This window comes from Kocuria sp. CNJ-770, from assembly GCF_001942375.1.
GTDB classification, from domain to species: Bacteria; Actinomycetota; Actinomycetes; order Actinomycetales; family Micrococcaceae; genus Kocuria; species Kocuria oceani.
In genome coordinates this window covers 101,495-120,063 of sequence record NZ_MKJW01000100.1, presented here as the reverse complement: position 1 = coordinate 120,063, position 18,569 = coordinate 101,495, and the positions used below count along the sequence as shown (strand labels likewise).

Here is an 18,569-nt window from a genome sequence, read left to right as displayed (position 1 = left end):
TGGAAGCAATGAAAGTTTTATTCCACATTATGGAATACAGGAAGGGCTGACGGCGCACCCGATGCATCTCACCGAGTTCAACTCCCTCCCCCGGTCCGAGGCCGTCGAGGCGATCCGCCCGGCCCTCGACATCCCGCGCTGGCTGGAGGCCGTGGCCGACGCCCGCCCCTACTGGCACCATGATGCCCTGCTCGGCAGGGCCCGTGACGCGGCGGAGCCGTTCGGTGACGAGGAGATCGACCGGGCGCTGTCCCACCATCCCCGGATCGGCGAGCGCCCGCAGGGCGACAGCGCGGAGGCCGGCCTGTCCCGGGCGGAGCAGTCCGCCGTGGACCCCTCCGACGCCGAGGTGCAACGGCGCCTGCGGGAGGGCAACCGCGCCTACGAGGAGAAGTTCGGCCAGGTCTTCCTCATCCGCGCCGCCGGGCGCACCCCCGAGGAGATCCTGGAGCAGCTCTCCGAGCGCCTGCAGCACGACGCCGGGACCGAGCGCGCCGTGGTCGCCGACCAGCTGCGCCAGATCGCCCTCCTCCGACTCGAAGGACTCGTCACCCCATGAGCTACGTCACCGCCCACGTCCTCGACTCCGTCACCGGCACCCCCGCCCAGGGCGTCGCCGTGTCCCTCGAGGCCGCCGACGGCACCTCCATCGCGGCCGCCCGGACCGACGACGACGGCCGCGTGCCCGAACTGGGCCCAGAGACCCTGGAATCCGGCGACTACCGGATCACCTTCGCCACCGGGCAGTACTTCGCCGGCAGGAACCAGCCGACGTTCTACCCGTTCGTGACGGTGAACTTCACGGTGCAGGCCGAGGAGCGGCACTACCACGTGCCGCTCCTGCTGAGCCCGTTCGCCTTTTCCACCTACCGGGGCAGTTGACCCAGGAGTTGGCGGGCCCGCCCGTCTTCGACCGCCCCGATCAGCAGACACCAGACCGCGAGGAGAAACGTCATGACCGACGTCGTCACCGGCAAGGCTACGGACAAGGCCACGGACACCGTCGTCCTGGGCAGGAACCAGTACGGCAAGGCCGAGAACCATGTCGTGCGCATCAACCGCGACACCGACCGCCACGAGATCCGCGACCTCGTGGTCACCTCCCAGCTGCGCGGCGACCTGGAGGAGGTGCACACGCGCGGCGACAACGCCCACTGCGTGCCCACGGACACGCAGAAGCAGACCGTGTTCGCCTTCGCCCAGCAGTACGGCATCGACTCCCCCGAGCAGTTCCTGCTCAAGCTCGCCGACCACTTCACCGGTGAGTTCGAGTGGATCACGGGCGGGCGCTGGGCGGCCCAGGAGCACGCGTGGCAGCGGATCGACGACCACGACCACTGCTTCGTGCAGCACAAGGACGAGGTGCGCACCGCCGTGGTGGTGGCCGACGGCCAGGAGCGGACGGTGATCTCCGGGTTCAAGGACCTGACCGTCCTGAAGTCCACGCAGTCCGGCTTCACGGGCTACCCGAAGGACGAGTACACGGTGCTGCCCGAGACCGAGGACCGGATCATGTCCACCGACATCGCCACCCGGTGGCGCTACAGCACCACCGACGTGGACTACGACGCCGTCTACGAGGACGTCAAGAGGATCATCCTCACCAAGTTCACCGACCACTACTCCAAGGCCCTCCAGGAGACCCTCTACCTGATGGGCAAGGCCGTCATCGAGGCCCACCCGGAGATCGACGAGATCAAGTTCTCCTGCCCGAACAAGCACCACTTCGTGTACGACCTCGGCTTCTGCGGCCTCGAGAACGACAAGGAGACCCACTGGGCGGCCGACCGCCCCTACGGACTCATCGAGGCCACGATCCAGCGCAAGGGCGCCGCGGAGAACGAGGCCGCCTGGACGGGCATCGCCGGCTTCTGCTGAGCCCGCACGCCCCGGCGCCGCCGACCGCGGCGCCGGGAGACGGGGCCCGTCGTCGCCGTCCGCGCACGACGACGACGGACCCCGCACTCCCTGCTGGGGCGGCGCACCCGCTGCCCGCACGCCCGGCGCCCCTGCGGCGCCCACCGCGCACCGCGGTCCTCTCCACCTCCTCGCTCCGCCCCGGTCCCGCCCCGACGCCGGCACCGGGTCTCTCCCGTCACCAGGATCCCTAGGAGAACACCATGGCCAGGTCACGCACCGCTGAGCCGCCCGCCACCACCCGCACCCGCCCGGAGGACGAGTTCCTCGGCGTGGGCGGCAGCCTGGGCTACGGGCTGCAGCACGTGCTCACCATGTACGGCGGCATCATCGCGCCGCCCCTCATCATCGGCGGTGTCGCCGGCATGACGCCCCAGGAGCAGGGCCTGCTCATCGCGGCCTCGCTCTTCGTGGGCGGCCTCGCCACGGTCCTGCAGTCGTGGGGCATCAGGTTCTTCGGCTCGCAGCTGCCGCTCGTGCAGGGCACGTCCTTCGCCGGCGTGGCCACCATGACGGCCATCGTCCAGGGCGGCGGCGGCATCCAGGCGGTCTTCGGCGCCGTCATCGCCGCCTCCGTGATCGGATTCCTGATCACGCCGTTCTTCGTGAGCATCATCCGCTTCTTCCCGCCGGTCGTCACCGGCGTGGTGATCACCTCCATCGGCCTCACGCTGTTCCCGGTGGCCGCCCGCTGGGCCATGGGCGGCAACGCGCAGGCTCCCGAGTACGGCTCGGTCGGCAACCTCGCGCTGGCCGGCCTGACCCTGCTGATCATCATGCTGCTCTCCAAGCTGGGCAGCGCCGCCGTCTCCCGGCTGTCCATCCTCATCGGCCTGGTGCTCGGCACCGCCGCGGCGGCGGCGCTGGGCATGGCGGACTTCAGCCAGGTGCTCAGCGGTGACATCTTCGCCGTTCCGCAGCCGCTGGCCTTCGGTCCCCCCGTGTTCGAGGTGGCGGCCATCCTCTCGATGTTCATCGTCATCCTCGTGACCCTCACCGAGACCACTGCCGACATCATCGCGGTCGGCGAGATCGTGGACACGAAGGTCGGCAAGAAGCGCATCGCCGACGGCCTGCGCGCGGACATGGCCTCCTCGGCCCTGGCGCCGATCTTCAACGGCTTCACCCAGAGCGCCTTCGCCCAGAACGTGGGGCTCGTGGCCATCACCGGCGTCAAGAGCCGCTTCGTGGTCACGGCCGGCGGTTTCATCCTCGTGACCCTCGGCCTGCTGCCCGTCCTCGGCCGGGTCGTCGCGGCGGTCCCGCCGCCCGTGCTCGGCGGGGCCGGCATCGTGCTCTTCGGCAGCGTGGCCGCCTCCGGCATCCGGACCCTGGCGAAGGTGGACTTCGGCAACGGCGCCAACCTGATCATCGTGGCCACCTCCCTCGGCTTCGGCATGCTGCCCATCGCCGTGCCGGAGATCTATGCGAACTTCCCGGCCTGGTTCGAGACGATCTTCCACTCCGGGATCAGCTCGGCGGCCGTGATGGCGATCCTGCTGAACATCCTGTTCAACGAGATCCGCACCGGCAATCCGCCGCGGGGCACCGGCTCGGTCTTCGCCCAGGCCCCGGTGCGCGCCGTCCGCTACGAGAGCCTCGAGCACCTGCAGGACCACCTCCAGGAGGGCGACACCGTCCGGGACGGCAAGCTCGTGGACTGCGACGGCAACGAGGTCCCCGTGATCACCGCCGCCGGCGAGATCGTCGACACCAGGATCTGCCGGACCCCGGCCGGCCCCGGCGAGCCGTCCGCGCACTGACACCGCGGCGCCGGCTCACCGCCGGATCCCTGCGGCGCCGGGATCCCCGGCGCCGCAGGGATCCTGCCGCACGGCGGCCGGTGCGCCCGGGCCGCGGCTCAGGCCCTGACGGGCATGAGCTCCGCGGCGATCGCCTCGGCGGCCCGGCGCAGGACGGGCACGGCCCGGCGGCCGAAGTCCTCGTCCACCCGGCTCACGGGCCCGGAGACGGAGATCGCCGTGGGGGTCGGCGCGCCGGGCACCGCCATCGCGTAGCAGCGCACGCCGAGCTCCTGCTCCTCGTCGTCGATCGCGTAGCCGCGCTCCCGGATCCGCTCGAGGTCGGCGAAGAGCTCCTCGAGAGTGCCGAGGCTCTTGGGCGTGGGCGTCGCCATGCCGGTGGCGGTGACGATGGCCCGGACCCGGTCGTCGGGCAGCGTCGCGAGCATGGCCTTGCCCACCCCGGTGTCGTGGGTGTCCGCGCGGCGGCCCACCTCGGTGAACATCCGCATCGAGCGCTGGGACTGCGCCTGGGCGATGTAGACGACCTCCTGGCCGTCGAGCACGGCCATGTTCGCCGACTCGCCGAGCTCGCGCACCAGCTCGTCGAGCCGGCCCCGGGCCGCGGAGCCGAACTGGCGCCCGGCGGCCTCCCCCAGCAGGATCAGCCGCGGCCCGAGCGCGTAGTTGCGGTTGGGCAGCTGGCGGACGTAGCCGGAGGGCACCAGGGTGCGCAGCAGCCGGTGGATCGTGGGCAGCGGCAGCTTGACGGCGGCGGAGAGCTCGCTCAGCGACATCTCGCCGCCCGCGGCGGTGATCACCTCGAGGAGCTCGAACACCCGCTCCACCGATTGGACACCGCCCGATGCAGGTCGTGTGGTCATGGTTCCGTGGTCCTCCGTCGGTCGTGGGACAGCTCGCCGCCGCACCCGACCCTCCAGGGCGACGTACCGTGACAGGAGTCACGGACGAGTCTTGCCATCAATGCCAGTGTCCCATAATATCCATAATACGGAATTTTCATTCCGCTATGCGGGTGAAACCTTCATCTCGAGCTTCCACGGAGGAACCATGGCAACGCCCAGTCCCGGATATTCGATGATCCTGCGCGTGCAGGCGCCTGCCGGTCTGACCGTCACCAGCGAGCTCGCCACGGCGGCGGCCACCGCGGGCGCGGCAGTGACCGCCCTCGACGTCGTCGAGTCCCACGCCGAGCACGTGGTGGTCGACGTCAGCTGCAACGTCTCCGACGCGTCCCACCGGGACGAGGTGCGGGACGCCCTCGAGGCGATCGAGGGCGTGGCGGTCCGCAAGATCAGCGACCGCACGTTCCTCATCCACCTCGGCGGCAAGATCGAGGTGACGCCCCGCGTCTCGCTGCGCAACCGCGACGACCTCTCCCGCGCCTACACCCCCGGTGTCGCCCGGGTGTGCACGGCGATCGCGGAGAACCCGGCCGACGCCCGGCGCCTGACCATCAAGCGCAACACCGTGGCCGTGGTCACGGACGGCACCGCCGTCCTCGGCCTCGGCGACATCGGCCCGGCCGCGGCCCTGCCCGTGATGGAGGGCAAGGCCGCCCTCTTCAAGGCCTTCGGCGACGTCGACGCGTGGCCGGTCTGCCTCGACACGAAGGACACCGACGAGATCGTGCGGATCGTCAAGGCGATGGCGCCCGTCTACGGCGGGGTCAACCTCGAGGACATCGCGGCCCCCCGCTGCTTCGAGATCGAGGCGCGGCTGCGCGAGGAGCTCGACATCCCCGTCTTCCACGACGACCAGCACGGCACCGCCATCGTCGCCCTCGCCGCGCTGTACAACGCCCTGAAGGTGGTGGACAAGCGCATCGAGGACGTCCGGATCGTCGTCTCCGGGGTGGGCGCGGCCGGCCACGCCATCATCCAGCTGCTGACCGCCAACGGCGCCGGCGACATCGTCGCCTGCTCCCGCAACGGCGCCATCCACCGGGGCGAGGACTACCAGGACCAGCACCGGCAGTGGATCGCCCAGCACACCAACGAGCAGGGCTTCTCCGGCAGCCTCAAGGAGGCGATGGCCGGGGCGGACGTCTTCATCGGCGTCTCGGCGCCGAACCTCCTCGACGAGGCCGACATCGCCGCGATGAACGACCGCGCCGTCGTCTTCGCCATGGCGAACCCCGATCCCGAGGTCGACCCGGGGGCGGCCGCCGAGCACGCCGAGGTCGTGGCCACCGGCCGCTCGGACTTCCCGAACCAGATCAACAACGTGCTGGCCTTCCCGGGGCTGTTCCGCGGTCTGCTCGACGCCGGGGCCACGGACATCACCACCGAGATGCTGGTGGCCGCCGCCCGCGCCATCGCCGACTGCGTGGGTGACGACGAGCTCAACGCCGGCTACATCGTCCCCAGCGTCTTCGACCCCGCGGTCGCCCCGGCCGTGGCCGCTTCCGTGCGCGCGAGCGCCGAGGCCGTCGGCGCCGTCGCCGAGCCGGTCACCGAGCCCGCGCACGCCTGACCCGCCCCCGCCCGCACGCCGACCCACCCGCACCAGGAGGCACTCCCATGACCACCACGAACACCGTCGAGCACACCCTGCCGGAGGGCCTCGAGCGCGCCGGCGAGATCCTCACCGAGGACGCCCTCCGGTTCGTCGCCGAGCTGCACCGCCGCTTCGCCCCCCGCCGCGCCGAGCTGCTCGGGGCGCGCGAGCAGCACCGCCGCGCCGCGGCCGGGAGCGGCACCCTGGACTTCCTCCCGCAGACCCGGGAGATCCGCGAGAGCGAGTGGACGGTGGCCCCGGCGCCGCCGGCCCTGCAGGACCGCCGGGTGGAGATGACCGGGCCCGCCTCGCCGGCCAAGATGGCGATCAACGCCCTGAACTCCGGGGCGAGGGTCTGGCTGGCCGACCTGGAGGACGCCTCCAGCCCCACCTGGTACAACCAGGTGGACGGCATCCTCAACCTGCGCGACGCCGCCCGCGGCACCCTCTCCTTCACCTCCCCGGAGGGCAAGCACTACGCCCTGCGCCAGGACGCCCCGCTGGCCGTGGTCGTCACCCGCCCCCGCGGGTGGCACCTGCCCGAGCACAACGTCACCGTGGACGGGCAGCCGGCCTCGGGCTCGCTCGTGGACTTCGGGCTGCACTTCTTCCACACCGCACAGCTGTTGCTGGCCAACGGCCACGGCCCGTACTACTACCTGCCCAAGATGGAATCCCACCTCGAGGCGCGGCTGTGGAACGACGTGTTCAGCTTCGCCGAGGAGTACCTCGGCATCGACCACGGCACCGTCCGTGCGACCGTGCTCATCGAGACGATCCCGGCGGCGTTCCAGATGGAGGAGATCCTCTGGGAGCTGCGCGAGCACGCCTCCGGGCTCAATGCGGGGCGCTGGGACTACCTGTTCAGCATCATCAAGTACTTCCGGGACGCCGGCGAGCGCTTCGTGCTCGCCGACCGGTCCACGATCACCATGACCGCGCCGCTGATGCGCGCCTACACCGAGCTGCTCGTGAAGACCTGCCACCGCCGGGGAGCCTTCGCGATGGGCGGGATGGCCGCGGTCATCCCGAACCGGCGCGACCCGGAGGCCACGGAGGCCGCCTTCGCCAAGGTGCGCGCCGACAAGACCCGGGAGGCCCAGGACGGCTTCGACGGGTCGTGGGTGGCCCACCCCGACCTCGTGCCGACCTGCAGGGAGGTCTTCGACGACGTCCTGGGCGAGCGGCCCAACCAGGTCGACCGGCTCCGCGAGGAGGTGCAGGTCAGCCCGGAGCAGCTGCTCGACGTCCCCAGCGCCGGCCGCACCAGCACGCAGCAGGAGCTGGCCGCCAACCTCTACGTGGCGATCCGGTACACCGCCGTGTGGCTGTCCGGCAACGGGGCGGTGGCCATCCACAACCTCATGGAGGACGCCGCGACCGCCGAGATCTCCCGCTCCCAGGTCTGGCAGCAGATCCGCAACGGCGTGGTCTACGAGGACACCGGGAGCACCGCGACCCGGGAGCTGGTCGCCGAGGTGCTCGAGCAGCAGAAGGAGGTGCTGCGCGGGGAGGTCGCCCCGGAGCTCTTCGAGCGCCACTTCGAGCCCGCCGCCCGGCTCATCGCCGACCTCGTCCTGGGCGAGGAGTACGTCGACTTCCTGACCCTGCCGGCCTACGACCTCATCGAGGGCCGGTGAGCGCCGCGCGCACGAGCCTGCCCGCCTCGTTCGCCCGGCGCGCCGACCAGCTGCTCGAGGGCACCGACGCGGCCCTGGAGCACTGCTTCCCGGGCGACGACGGGTCACGGCAGCCGCTGCACACCTGCTACGTCCCCGCGGACCTGGTCACCCCGGCCACCGCCCGGGAGTGGGGCGAGGCCGCGCTCGCCGCCGCCGCGGAGGCCGGCGGGCTCACCGCCCTGGCCGAGCTGGCCGGGGTGGAGGAGCACCTGCGCGAGGAGGTCGTGACCCGCACCGGGCGCAAGCTGCGGGAGGAGCCGATCGAGGACCTGCGCCTGGACCTCGAGGACGGCTACGGCGAGCGGCCCGACGCCGAGGAGGACGAGGCCGCCGTCGGCGCCGCCCGCACCGTGGCCGCGATGGCGCTCGCCCGGCACCGCGGGGACTCGCCGCAGCCGGCCTTCGCCGGGATCCGCTTCAAGTGCCTGGAGGCCGGGACCCGGGAGCGCGGGCTGCGCTCCCTGGACCTGTTCGTGACCGCCCTCGTGCGCGAGGGCGGTCTGGCGGAGGCCGGAGCGGCCGCGGACGGGCTGCCGGCCGGACTGGTGCTGACCCTGCCGAAGGTCTCCACCGCGGAGCAGGTCGAGGTGATGACCGAGGCCTGCCGCGCCCTGGAGAGCGCCCTCGGCCTGGCCCACGGCCGGCTGCGCTTCGAGATCCAGATGGAGACGGCCCCGATGATCCTGGGACTCGACGGCACCTGCCCCATCCCGGCGATGCTGCGCGTCGCCGAGGGCCGGGTCACGGCCCTGCACTACGGCACCTACGACTACTCCGCCTCCCTCGGCGTGGCCGCGGAGTTCCAGTCCATGGAGCACCCGGTGGCCGACCACGCGAAGCAGGTCATGCAGGTCGCCGTGGCCGGCACCGGGGTGCGGCTCTCGGACGGGTCCACCAACCGGCTGCCCGTGGGCGATGCCGCCCAGCGGCGCGAGGCCTGGGCGCTGCACGCGCGCCTGGTCCGCCGCTCCCTGGAGCGGGCCCTCTACCAGGGCTGGGACCTGCACGCCCACCAGCTGCCGACCCGCTTCCTGACGAACTACGCGTTCTACCGGCGCTCGTTCGGCGCGTCCGCGCACCGGCTGCAGGTGTACCGCAGCCGCTCGGTGCCCGGCATCGAGGCCGCGGACGTCGCAGACGAGCCCGCGACCGCCCGGGCCCTCGCCCGGTTCGTCCACCGCGGCCTGCTGTGCGGGGCGATCGGCGCGGGAGAGCTGGCCTCGGCCGCGGGGCTGGACCACCACGAACTGGCCGCCCTCGCCCACCCCCGGCCGGCTGCGGCCACCCCCACCCCAGGAGGCATCTGACATGACCGACCGCACCTACCACGCCCCGCACGGCGGGCACCCGGACCAGACCCAGCTGCTCACCGACCGGGCGATGTTCACGGAGGCCTACGCGGTGATCCCGCGGGGGACCATGCGCGACATCGTGACCAGCCGGCTCCCCTTCTGGGACGACACCCGGGTCTGGGTCCTCGCCCGGCCCCTGTCCGGGTTCGCGGAGACCTTCTCGCAGTACATCGTGGAGGTCGCCCCCGGCGGCGGCAGCGACCGCCCCGAGACCGAGTCCGGCGTCGAGGGCGTCCTGTTCCTCATGGAGGGCACCCTCACCCTGACCGTGGAGGGCGAGGAGCACGAGCTGACCCCGGGCGGCTACGCGTTCCTCCCGCCGGAGTGCGAGTGGACCGTGCGCGGCACCGGCGACGAGCCCGCCCGCTTCCACTGGATCCGCAAGGCCTACGAGTACGTCCAGGGCGTCGAGGTCCCCGAGCCGTTCGTCACGTCCGACCAGGAGGTCGCGCCCACCCCCATGCCGGGCACCGACGGCAGGTGGGCGACCACCCGCTTCGTGGACCCCGACGACGTCCGGTACGACATGCACGTGACGATCGTGACCTTCGAGCCCGGCGCGGTGATCCCGTTCGCGGAGACCCACGTGATGGAGCACGGCCTCTACGTCCTCGAGGGCAAGGCCGTCTACCGGCTCAACCAGGACTGGGTGGAGGTGGAGGCCGGCGACTTCATGTGGCTGCGGGCCTTCTGCCCGCAGGCGTGCTACGCCGGCGGCCCGGGCCGCTTCCGGTACCTGCTCTACAAGGACGTCAACCGGCAGATGAAACTGCGCTGACCCACGGGCCGGCGCCCTCCCGACCGGACCCCGCACCGCCTCCTCGCCGTGGTGGTGCGGGGTCCTTCCACGTGCGGCACCGCCCGCACGATGTCCCAGTATTCCGCATTATGAAATTTAATTTTCAGCAGTACGTTGACCTGGATCACATCCCGTCGTAGTCTTTTCGTACAAAGAAAACAAAATTCCGCAATACGAAAGACGCCTGCAGCGCGTCGCTCCCGGCCAGGAGGAAACGATGTCGTACACCGTGAACTGCTCCATCCTGCTCACCGACCTGCCCCTGCTCGAGCGCCCTGCGGCGGCCCGGGCGGCCGGCTTCGACGCCGTCGAGTTCTGGTGGCCCTTCGCGACCTCGGCCCCCGCGGACCGCGACGTGGACGCCTTCGTGGCGGCGGTCCAGGACGCGGGCGTGCAGCTGAGCGGGCTGAACTTCGACGCCGGCGACATGCCCGGCGGGGACCGCGGCCTCGTGTCCTGGATCGGCCGCGAGGCGGAGTTCGCGGAGAACGTGGCCGTGGTCGCCGCCATCGGCGAGCGCACCGGCTGCACGGCCTTCAACGCCCTCTACGGCAACCGGCAGCCCGAGCACACCCCCGAGGCCCAGGACGCGCTGGCCGTGCAGAACCTCGTGGCCGCCGCGCAGGGCGTCGCGCGCATCGGCGGCACGGTGCTGCTGGAGCCGGTCTCCGGCGCGCCCGCCTATCCGCTGAAGACCGCCCAGGACGCCCTGGACACCATCGCGGAGGTCCGGCGGGCCGGTGCGGACAACATCGGGCTGCTCGCCGACTTCTACCACCTGGCCGTCAACGGCGACGACGTCGCCGCGGTGATCGAGCAGCACGCGGCGGACTTCGCGCACCTCCAGATCGCCGACGCGCCGGGCCGCCACGAGCCCGGCACCGGCGAGCTCCCGCTGCAGCAGTGGATCGACCGCAGCCGGGCGCTCGGCTACACCGGCCGCGTGGGCCTGGAGTACAAGGCCTCCCAGGAGGACCCCTTCGCGTGGCTCTCCTCCCGGTCCGCGACCCGCACCGGCGCCTGAGCCCCGTCCTCTCCGACACCACCAGCACCTCGAGGAGCACACCATGACCAGCACCGCGAACACCCCCGCCGCCGGCGGCACCGCCCCCGCCGCCATCCGCAGCGTCACCGTGATCGGCCTCGGCATCATGGGCCTGCCCATGGCCCGCAACCTCGTCTCCGCGGGCTTCGACGTCGTCGGCTTCAACCGCTCCCCGGACAAGGTCGACCAGCTCGTCGAGGCCGGCGGCCGGGGCGCCGCCGGCGTGGCCGAGGCCGTGCGGGAGGCCGACGTCGTGATCACCATGGTCCCGGACTCCCCCGACGTGGAGGAGGTCGTCACCGGCGAGGACGGCGTCCTCGCCCACGCGAAGCAGGGCGCGATCTGGATCGACGCGAGCTCCATCCGCCCGGACGTGGCCGCCCGGCTCTCGGAGGAGGCCGCCCGCGCGGGCCTGCGCCCGCTGGACGCCCCCGTCTCCGGCGGCGAGCAGGGCGCGATCGACGCCGCGCTGTCGATCATGGTCGGGGGCGAGGCCGCGGACTTCGAGGCCGCCCGGCCGGTCCTCGAGGCCGTCGGGAAGACCGTCGTCCACGTGGGTCCCGCCGGCTCCGGGCAGACCGTCAAGGCCGCCAACCAGCTCATCGTGGCCGGCAACATCCAGCTGCTCGCGGAGGCCGTCGTCTTCCTCGAGGCCTACGGGGTCGACACGGACGCCGCGCTGACGGTCCTCGGCGGCGGCCTGGCCGGCTCCAAGGTCCTGGACCAGAAGGGCCGGAAGATGCTGGAGCGCAACTTCGACCCCGGCTTCCGGCTCCAGCTGCACCACAAGGACATGGGCATCGTGACCGCCGCCGCCCGCGAGGCCGGGGTCACCGTCCCGCTGGGCGCGCTCGTCGCCCAGCTCGTGGCCGCCACGGTGGCCCGCGGCGACGGCGGCCTGGACCACTCCGGGCTGTTCAAGCTCACCGAGGAGCTCTCCGGCCGCTCCGGCCGCTGACCCACCCACCCCACCGCTTCCCGACCCGACCCCGGGTCCTGCTTCCAAGGAGTTCACCATGGCCAGAATGCGCACGGTCGACGCCGTCGTCGCCATCCTCGAGAAGGAGGGCGCCACCGAGGCCTTCGGGCTGCCCGGCGCCGCCATCAACCCGTTCTACTCGGCGATGCGCGCCCACGGGGGCATCCGCCACACCCTCGCCCGGCACGTCGAGGGGGCCTCGCACATGGCCGACGGCTACACCCGGGCGGCCCCGGGCAACATCGGGATCTGCGTGGGCACCTCCGGCCCCGCCGGCACCGACATGGTCACCGGCCTCTACGCCGCCTGGGCGGACTCCGTGCCGATCCTGTGCATCACCGGCCAGGCCCCCGTGGCGAAGCTGCACAAGGAGGACTTCCAGGCCGTGGACATCGCCGCCATCGCGGCGCCGGTGACCAAGATGGCGATGACCGTGCTGGAGCCCGGCCAGGTCCCCGGGGCGTTCCAGAAGGCCTTCCACCTCATGCGCTCCGGCCGCCCCGGACCGGTCCTGCTGGACCTGCCGCTGGACGTCCAGCTGGCCGAGATCGAGTTCGACATCGAGGCCTACGAGCCGATGCGCCCCGAGCGCCCGGCGGCCACCCGGATCCAGGCCGAGAAGGCCCTGGACCTGATGTTCGCCGCGCAGCGCCCGCTGATCGTGGCCGGCGGCGGGATCATCAACGCCGACGCCTCGGAGCGGCTGGTCCAGCTGGCCGAGCTGCTCGACGTCCCCGTGATCCCCACGCTGATGGGCTGGGGCGCCATCCCCGACGACCACCCGCTGATGGCGGGCATGGTCGGCCTGCAGACCTCCCACCGCTACGGCAACGCGACGTTCCTGGAGTCGGACTTCGTGCTGGGCATCGGCAACCGGTGGGCCAACCGGCACACCGGCAGCCTGGACGTCTACACCGCCGGCCGCACGTTCGTGCACGTCGACATCGAGCCGACCCAGATCGGGCGCGTCTTCGCCCCGGACCTGGGCATCGTCTCCGACGCGGGCGCCGCCCTGGACGTCCTGCTCGAGGTCGCCCGCGAGCGCAAGGACCGCGGGCTGGTGCCGGACCGGGGCCGGTGGGTGCTGGACTGCGCCCGGCGCAAGGGCTCCCTGCACCGCAAGACGCACTTCACGCAGGTGCCGATCAAGCCGCAACGCGTGTACGAGGAGATGAACTCCGCCTTCGGCAAGGACGTCACCTACGTCTCCACGATCGGGCTCTCCCAGATCGCCGGCGGGCAGCTGCTGCACGTGTACGGCCCGCGCCGGTGGATCAACGCCGGCCAGGCCGGGCCCCTGGGCTGGACCGCCCCCGCGGCCCTCGGCGTGGTGCGCGCCCAGCCGGAGCGGACCGTGGTGGCCCTCTCGGGGGACTACGACTTCCAGTTCATGATCGAAGAGCTGGCCGTCGGCGCCCAGTTCAACCTGCCCTATCTGCACGTGGTCGTGAACAACTCCTACCTGGGCCTGATCCGCCAGTCCCAGCGCGGGTTCGAGATGGAGCAGAACGTGTCGCTGGCGTTCGAGAACGTCAATTCCCCGGAGACGGAGGGTTACGGTGTGGATCACGTGAAGGTGGCCGAGGGCCTCGGCTGCAAGGCCGTGCGGGTGACCGACCCGGAGAGGCTGCAGGAGTCCTTCGCCGAGGCCCACGAGCTGATGCAGCAGTTCCGGGTCCCGGTGGTCGTGGAGGTCATCCTGGAGAAGGTCACCAACATCTCCATGGGCACGGAGATCGACAATGTGGTGGAGTTCGAGCAGCTGGCCGAGCGCGGCGAGGACGCCCCCACCGCGATCGCCCTGCTCGACTGACCCGCCGGCACCGCGCCGGCACCGACCAGACAGGAGGACGGACGTGCGCATCGTCGTCGCCCCGGACAAGTTCAAGGGCTCTCTCGAGGCCCCCGACGTGGCCGCGGCCCTGGAGGAGGGGATCCACTCGGTGGACCCCACCGCAGAGGTGGTCCGCCTGCCCGTGGCCGACGGCGGGGAGGGCACCCTCGAGGCCGCCCTCGGCGCCGGGTTCGTCCCCTCGCCCGTCACCGTCACCGGCCCTGTCGGGGAGCCCGTCGAGGCGGAGTTCGCCCTGCGGGACCGCACCGCGGTGGTCGAGATGGCCCTCGCCTCGGGGCTCGCCGCCCTGCCCGTGGACGAAACCGGGCAGCCCGTCCTCGACGCCGGCGGCGCGACGAGCCGCGGCACCGGCGAACTGGTCCGCGCCGCCCTCGACGCCGGGGCCGAGCGCGTGGTCCTCGGCGTCGGGGGCAGCGCCTGCACCGACGGCGGGGCCGGGCTGCTGCAGGCCCTGGGCGCCCGTCTGCTGGACGCCGTGGGCGAGGAGCTGGGCCGGGGCGGGACCGCCCTGGCCGGCCTGTCCCGCGTGGACCTCACCGACCTCGACCCGCGCCTGGCGGGCACCGAGTTCGTCCTGGCCGCCGACGTCGACCACCCGCTGCTGGGCGAGCGCGGCGCCGCCGCGGTCTTCGGCCCGCAGAAGGGCGCGGACCCGGATCAGGTGCGGGCGCTCGACGCCGCCCTGACGGTCCTCCGGGACCGGCTCGCCGACGCCCTCGGGGACGGCGCGGCACGCGCCGCCGAGGCGCCCGGGCCGGTGCCGCCGGCGGCGTGGGCTTCGCGGCCCTCGCCGTGCTCGGCGCCCGGCGCCGCCCCGGCGTCGCGGTGGTGCTCGAGTTCGTCGGCCTCGCGGACCGGCTCGCCGGCGCGGACCTCGTGGTCACCGGCGAGGGCAGCCTGGACGAGCAGTCCCTCGGCGGCAAGACGCCGCTGGGCGTGCTGGAGACCGCACGGTCCGCGGGCGTGCCCGCGGTCGCGGTCTGCGGGCGGACCACCCTGGAGCCGCGCGTGCTGCACGAGGCCGGCTTCCGGCGGACCTATGCTCTGACCGATTTCGAGCCGGACCCCCGCACGTGCATGCGGGAGGCGAGGCGGCTGCTCGAACAGGTGGGCGCCCGCCTGGCCCACGACCTTCCCGAGCTGCTCGCCGGGACCCAGCCCGACCTCACCGATCCGGCGGCCGGTGCGGACGCCGACGACCCGAAGGAACCTCGATGACCGAGAAGACGCCGCCCCGGCAGCCGCCCGTCGAGGGCGGGGACGACGCCGCAGATCCCACGGGGCGCCCGCAGCGGCTGCCCGAGGACCCCGCGGCGATCGCCCAGGAGGACTCCGCGCGTGCGGCCACCAAGCCCGCCGCCGCGCAGCACGCCTTCGAGGCCGAACAGGCCCACAAGCTCGAGGTCAGCGAGAACGTCAACGACCCCGAGCGCATCCGCCGTCTGATCGCCGACCACCGCCGCGAGCACGGGCTGCCCGACGACACCGGCGACGCCCCGCGCACGGGAGCGGACGAGCAGGGAACCAACGCCCGCGACCACCGGGAGTTCGACCTCGTGGTGCGCGGGAGGAACGTCTCGTGCGGGGACCACTTCGCCCCCCGGGAGGTCGGCGTGCGCGGCGGCCGGATCGTGGCCGTCGAGCCCCTCGGCGCCGGTCTGCGCGGCCGCGAGGTCCTGGAGCTGGCCGACGACGAGAGGCTGCTGCCGGGACTGGTGGACACCCACGTCCACATCAACGAGCCCGGCCGCACCGAGTGGGAGGGCTTCGCCTCCGCGACCCGGGCCGCCGCGGCCGGCGGGGTGACCACGGTCCTGGACATGCCGCTCAACTCGATCCCCGCCACGGTGAACGTGCCGGCGCTGGAGTACAAGCGGCTCTTCGCCCAGGACAACGTCTTCGTGGACGTCGGCTTCTGGGGCGGGGCGATCCCCGGCAACACCCCGGACCTGCGCGAGCTGCACGACGACGGCGTCTTCGGCTTCAAGTGCTTCCTGCTGCACTCCGGGGTGGACGAGTTCCCGCACCTCGAGGCCGACGAGATGGAGGAGGACCTCGCCGAGATCAAGACCTTCGACTCCCTGATGATCGTGCACGCCGAGGACTCCCGCGCCATCGACCGCGCCCCCCACCCCGAGGGCGACGTCTACGAGAACTTCCTGAGGTCCCGTCCCCGCGGCGCCGAGAACCTGGCGATCGCCGAGGTCATCGAGCGCACCCGGTGGACCGGGGCGCGCTCGCACATCCTGCACCTGTCCTCCTCGGACGCGCTGCCCATGCTGGCCACCGCCAAGCGGGACGGCCTGGACATCACGGTGGAGACCTGCCCGCACTACCTGACCCTGCTGGCCGAGGAGGTGCCCAACGGCGCCACCGCGTTCAAGTGCTGCCCGCCCGTGCGGGAGGTCGGCAACCGCGAGCTGCTGTGGGAGGGGCTGGTCGACGGGACCATCGACTTCATCGTCTCCGACCACTCCCCCTCGACCCTGGACCTCAAGGACCTGGACAACGGCGACTTCGGCGTGGCCTGGGGCGGGGTCTCCTCCCTGCAGCTGGGGCTGTCCCTGATCTGGACCGAGGCACGCCGTCGCGGGATCGACCTGGGACGCGTGGTGGAGTGGATGTCCACGAGGCCCGCCCAGCGGGCCGGCCTGCGGTCCAAGGGGAAGCTGGCTCTCGGCTACGACGCGGACCTGGTGGTCTTCGCCCCCGACGACGCGTTCGTGGTCGACGCCGGACGGCTGCACCACAGGAACCCGATCACCCCGTACCAGGGCAAGGCGCTGTCCGGGAAGGTGCGCCGAACCTATCTGCGCGGGGTGCCCGTGGACTTCGAGACGCCGCGCGGCCGGCTCATCCGGCGCGGGGAGAGCTGACCCGGTGCGCACGCCGCGGTGACGCGGCCCGGAGCCGGACGGTGCCCGCCGGGGCCGGCCCTCGTCCGGTACCACCCCCTCGCGCGGGAGCCGGCACCGCCGAGGGACCCCGGCCCGTCAGGGGTCGAGCAGGATCGCGGCGACCGGACAGGCCAGGGCGGCCTCGCGGACGGCGCTGTGCAGCGCCTCGGGCGGTTCGGCGTCGAGCAGGAGGACCACGCCGTCGTCCTCCTGCTGGTCGAAGACCGCCGGCGCCAGGGCGGAGCACTGCCCGGAGCCGGCGCACCTGGTCCGGTCCACGCTGACCCGCATGTCCGCCTCCTCGTCCGGCCGGACCCGGACGTCCCCGTCCCGTGGATCGTCCGGTGCCGCCTGATGCCCTTTGGTGCCCTCTGGTGCCGAACGTACCAGCGGCCCCCGGGCCGCCGCTCCCCCGGACTCCCGTCGCCCCTGGTCATGACGCATATGGACGGGTTTCCGGCAGCTCTGTAGCGTGGAACACCACGGAAGACGTCACGTGGTACGGCCACCAGGACGGGGTGCACCATGACCTCCACCGAACCCGTCGCCCTGCCGCTCACCCGGCAGTGCCCCTACGCCCCACCGCCCGAGCACCTGCGACTGCGCGACGAGCAACCCGTCGCCCGGGTCAGGCTGCCCTCCGGGATGACCGTGTGGGCGCTGACCCGCCACGAGGACATCCGGGCCATGCTGACCGATCCGCGGTTCAGCTCCGACCGCGACCGCCCCGGGTTCCCGGCGTTCACGCACGACCCGATCCCGGTCTCCCTGAGCCTGCTCGGCATGGACCCGCCCGAGCACGGCCCCGCCCGCCGGGCCGTCATGGGAGAGTTCACGCTCAAGCGGATCACCGCCCTGCGCCCGCGCATCCAGCAGATCGTGGACGAACGCGTCGATGCCCTGCTGGCCGGGCCCCGCCCGGTGGACCTGGTGCCGGCGCTGTCCCTGCCGGTGCCCTCGCTGGTGACCTGCGAACTGCTCGGCGTGCCCTACGCCGAGCACGACTTCTTCCAGAGCCGCTCGGCCACGCTGCTCTCCCGCGGCGTCTCCGTGCAGCAGATCCAGCAGGCACTGGGCGAACTGCTGTCCTACCTCGACCGGCTGATCGCCGCGAAGGAGCAGGAGCCCACCGACGATCTGCTGGGCCGCCAGGTCCGCAGGCAGCAGGAGCAGGGCCCGGTCGACCACGAGGCGCTGGTCAGCCTGGCCTTCCTGCTGCTGGTGGCCGGCCACGAGACCACCGCGAACATGATCTCCCTGGGCGTCCTGGCGCTGCTCGACCACCCCGAGGACCTGGCCGTGATCCGCCGGGATCCCAGCAGGACCCCGGACGCCGTGGAGGAGCTGCTGCGCTGGTTCACGATCGCCGAGCTGGGCACCTCGCGCGTGGCCCTGGAGGACGTGGAGATCGGCGGGGTGCTCGTCCGCGCCGGGGACGGCGTTCTCGGCCTGTCCAACACCGCCGACCGCGATCCGGAGGTGTTCACCGACCCGGGCTCCTTCGACATCGACCGCGGCGGACGCCACCACCTCGCCTTCGGCTACGGCCCGCACCAGTGCCTGGGCCAGCACCTCGCCCGCCTGGAGCTGCAGATCGTCCTCGACACCCTGTTCCGGCGCATCCCCCACCTCCGGTGCACCGTGCCCGTCGACGAGCTGCCCTTCAAGAACGACGCCGACATCTACGGCCTGCACGAGCTCCCCGTCACCTGGTGATGTCCACCGGCGGGGCCACACCCACGCCCGCCTATTGACATTCGATAGATACCGAGCGAGACTCG

At 72.4% G+C, this 18,569-nt stretch carries 15 protein-coding genes and 1 pseudogene; 14 read left to right on the top strand and 2 right to left on the bottom strand.

Going from position 1 to position 18,569, the window contains the following annotated elements; all coding sequences use genetic code 11:
• The first annotated feature begins 61 nt into the window (after nucleotides 1-61).
• The 4 genes from uraD to BJF77_RS11245 all read left to right on the top strand — a co-directional run bounded on the left by uraD (nucleotide 62) and on the right by BJF77_RS11245 (nucleotide 3,680).
• Nucleotides 62-559, top strand: a complete 498-nt coding sequence (gene uraD, locus BJF77_RS11260) for a 2-oxo-4-hydroxy-4-carboxy-5-ureidoimidazoline decarboxylase (RefSeq protein WP_047801631.1) — start codon at nucleotides 62-64, stop codon at nucleotides 557-559.
• On the top strand, nucleotides 556-882 hold the full coding sequence (gene uraH, locus BJF77_RS11255) for a hydroxyisourate hydrolase (RefSeq protein WP_075872217.1): 327 nt from the start codon (nucleotides 556-558) through the stop codon (nucleotides 880-882). The genes uraD and uraH overlap by 4 nt, the downstream gene beginning before the upstream one ends.
• A gap of 72 nt (nucleotides 883-954) precedes the next feature.
• A complete protein-coding gene (gene pucL, locus BJF77_RS11250; protein WP_075872216.1) occupies nucleotides 955-1,878 on the top strand; it encodes a factor-independent urate hydroxylase in 924 nt (307 codons plus the stop codon).
• A 242-nt stretch (nucleotides 1,879-2,120) separates the two neighbouring features.
• Nucleotides 2,121-3,680 (top strand): nucleobase:cation symporter-2 family protein, encoded by a 1,560-nt coding sequence (locus BJF77_RS11245; protein ID WP_075872215.1) that lies wholly within the window; start codon nucleotides 2,121-2,123, stop codon nucleotides 3,678-3,680.
• 98 nt (nucleotides 3,681-3,778) lie between these two features.
• On the opposite strand, the gene BJF77_RS11240 is transcribed toward BJF77_RS11245, so the two are convergent.
• Nucleotides 3,779-4,543: an IclR family transcriptional regulator gene (locus BJF77_RS11240; RefSeq protein WP_047801627.1), complete on the bottom strand. Its 765-nt coding sequence runs from the start codon at nucleotides 4,541-4,543 to the stop codon at nucleotides 3,779-3,781.
• A gap of 187 nt (nucleotides 4,544-4,730) precedes the next feature.
• Between BJF77_RS11240 and BJF77_RS11235 the strand changes: the two genes are divergently transcribed.
• From BJF77_RS11235 to allB, 9 genes and pseudogenes are all read left to right on the top strand, one after another.
• Nucleotides 4,731-6,155 carry an NADP-dependent malic enzyme gene (locus BJF77_RS11235; protein ID WP_075872214.1) on the top strand — a complete coding sequence of 475 codons (1,425 nt, stop codon included), beginning with the start codon at nucleotides 4,731-4,733 and terminating at the stop codon, nucleotides 6,153-6,155.
• 47 nt (nucleotides 6,156-6,202) lie between these two features.
• Complete coding sequence (aceB, locus tag BJF77_RS11230; RefSeq protein WP_075872213.1) at nucleotides 6,203-7,819, top strand: malate synthase A; 1,617 nt, start codon at nucleotides 6,203-6,205, stop codon at nucleotides 7,817-7,819.
• Complete coding sequence (locus BJF77_RS11225) at nucleotides 7,816-9,168, top strand: aldolase/citrate lyase family protein (protein WP_139318538.1); 1,353 nt, start codon at nucleotides 7,816-7,818, stop codon at nucleotides 9,166-9,168. The genes aceB and BJF77_RS11225 overlap by 4 nt, the downstream gene beginning before the upstream one ends.
• Before the next feature lies 1 nt (nucleotide 9,169).
• Nucleotides 9,170-9,991, top strand: a complete 822-nt coding sequence (locus BJF77_RS11220; RefSeq protein WP_075872212.1) for a bifunctional allantoicase/(S)-ureidoglycine aminohydrolase — start codon at nucleotides 9,170-9,172, stop codon at nucleotides 9,989-9,991.
• 238 nt (nucleotides 9,992-10,229) lie between these two features.
• The gene (locus tag BJF77_RS11215; protein ID WP_075872211.1) at nucleotides 10,230-11,036 is read left to right on the top strand and encodes a hydroxypyruvate isomerase family protein; all 807 of its coding nucleotides are present in this window, start codon (nucleotides 10,230-10,232) and stop codon (nucleotides 11,034-11,036) included.
• A 43-nt stretch (nucleotides 11,037-11,079) separates the two neighbouring features.
• On the top strand, nucleotides 11,080-12,015 hold the full coding sequence (locus BJF77_RS11210; protein WP_075872210.1) for a 2-hydroxy-3-oxopropionate reductase: 936 nt from the start codon (nucleotides 11,080-11,082) through the stop codon (nucleotides 12,013-12,015).
• 58 nt (nucleotides 12,016-12,073) lie between these two features.
• The gene (gene gcl, locus BJF77_RS11205) at nucleotides 12,074-13,849 is read left to right on the top strand and encodes a glyoxylate carboligase (RefSeq protein ID WP_075872209.1); all 1,776 of its coding nucleotides are present in this window, start codon (nucleotides 12,074-12,076) and stop codon (nucleotides 13,847-13,849) included.
• A gap of 43 nt (nucleotides 13,850-13,892) precedes the next feature.
• Nucleotides 13,893-15,109: pseudogene (locus BJF77_RS11200) on the top strand (glycerate kinase).
• The gene (allB, locus tag BJF77_RS11195) at nucleotides 15,106-16,767 is read left to right on the top strand and encodes an allantoinase AllB (RefSeq protein ID WP_255396229.1); all 1,662 of its coding nucleotides are present in this window, start codon (nucleotides 15,106-15,108) and stop codon (nucleotides 16,765-16,767) included. The pseudogene BJF77_RS11200 and the gene allB overlap by 4 nt, the downstream one beginning before the upstream one ends.
• A gap of 117 nt (nucleotides 16,768-16,884) precedes the next feature.
• On the opposite strand, the gene BJF77_RS11190 is transcribed toward allB, so the two are convergent.
• A complete protein-coding gene (locus BJF77_RS11190; protein WP_047801620.1) occupies nucleotides 16,885-17,079 on the bottom strand; it encodes a ferredoxin in 195 nt (64 codons plus the stop codon).
• A 234-nt stretch (nucleotides 17,080-17,313) separates the two neighbouring features.
• Between BJF77_RS11190 and BJF77_RS11185 the strand changes: the two genes are divergently transcribed.
• A complete protein-coding gene (locus tag BJF77_RS11185) occupies nucleotides 17,314-18,504 on the top strand; it encodes a cytochrome P450 (RefSeq protein WP_075872208.1) in 1,191 nt (396 codons plus the stop codon).
• Nucleotides 18,505-18,569 lie beyond the last annotated feature (65 nt).

Excerpts from the sequence above, each read along its gene's own strand:
- uraD (WP_047801631.1), top strand. The coding sequence starts at position 62 with ATGCATCTCACCGAGTTCAACTCCCTCCCCCGGTCCGAGGCCGTCGAG.
- uraH (WP_075872217.1), top strand. The coding sequence starts at position 556 with ATGAGCTACGTCACCGCCCACGTCCTCGACTCCGTCACCGGCACCCCC.
- pucL (WP_075872216.1), top strand. The coding sequence starts at position 955 with ATGACCGACGTCGTCACCGGCAAGGCTACGGACAAGGCCACGGACACC.
- BJF77_RS11245 (WP_075872215.1), top strand. The coding sequence starts at position 2,121 with ATGGCCAGGTCACGCACCGCTGAGCCGCCCGCCACCACCCGCACCCGC.
- BJF77_RS11240 (WP_047801627.1), bottom strand. The coding sequence starts at position 4,543 with ATGACCACACGACCTGCATCGGGCGGTGTCCAATCGGTGGAGCGGGTG.
- BJF77_RS11235 (WP_075872214.1), top strand. The coding sequence starts at position 4,731 with ATGGCAACGCCCAGTCCCGGATATTCGATGATCCTGCGCGTGCAGGCG.
- aceB (WP_075872213.1), top strand. The coding sequence starts at position 6,203 with ATGACCACCACGAACACCGTCGAGCACACCCTGCCGGAGGGCCTCGAG.
- BJF77_RS11220 (WP_075872212.1), top strand. The coding sequence starts at position 9,170 with ATGACCGACCGCACCTACCACGCCCCGCACGGCGGGCACCCGGACCAG.
- BJF77_RS11215 (WP_075872211.1), top strand. The coding sequence starts at position 10,230 with ATGTCGTACACCGTGAACTGCTCCATCCTGCTCACCGACCTGCCCCTG.
- BJF77_RS11210 (WP_075872210.1), top strand. The coding sequence starts at position 11,080 with ATGACCAGCACCGCGAACACCCCCGCCGCCGGCGGCACCGCCCCCGCC.
- gcl (WP_075872209.1), top strand. The coding sequence starts at position 12,074 with ATGGCCAGAATGCGCACGGTCGACGCCGTCGTCGCCATCCTCGAGAAG.
- allB (WP_255396229.1), top strand. The coding sequence starts at position 15,106 with ATGACCGAGAAGACGCCGCCCCGGCAGCCGCCCGTCGAGGGCGGGGAC.
- BJF77_RS11190 (WP_047801620.1), bottom strand. The coding sequence starts at position 17,079 with ATGCGGGTCAGCGTGGACCGGACCAGGTGCGCCGGCTCCGGGCAGTGC.
- BJF77_RS11185 (WP_075872208.1), top strand. The coding sequence starts at position 17,314 with ATGACCTCCACCGAACCCGTCGCCCTGCCGCTCACCCGGCAGTGCCCC.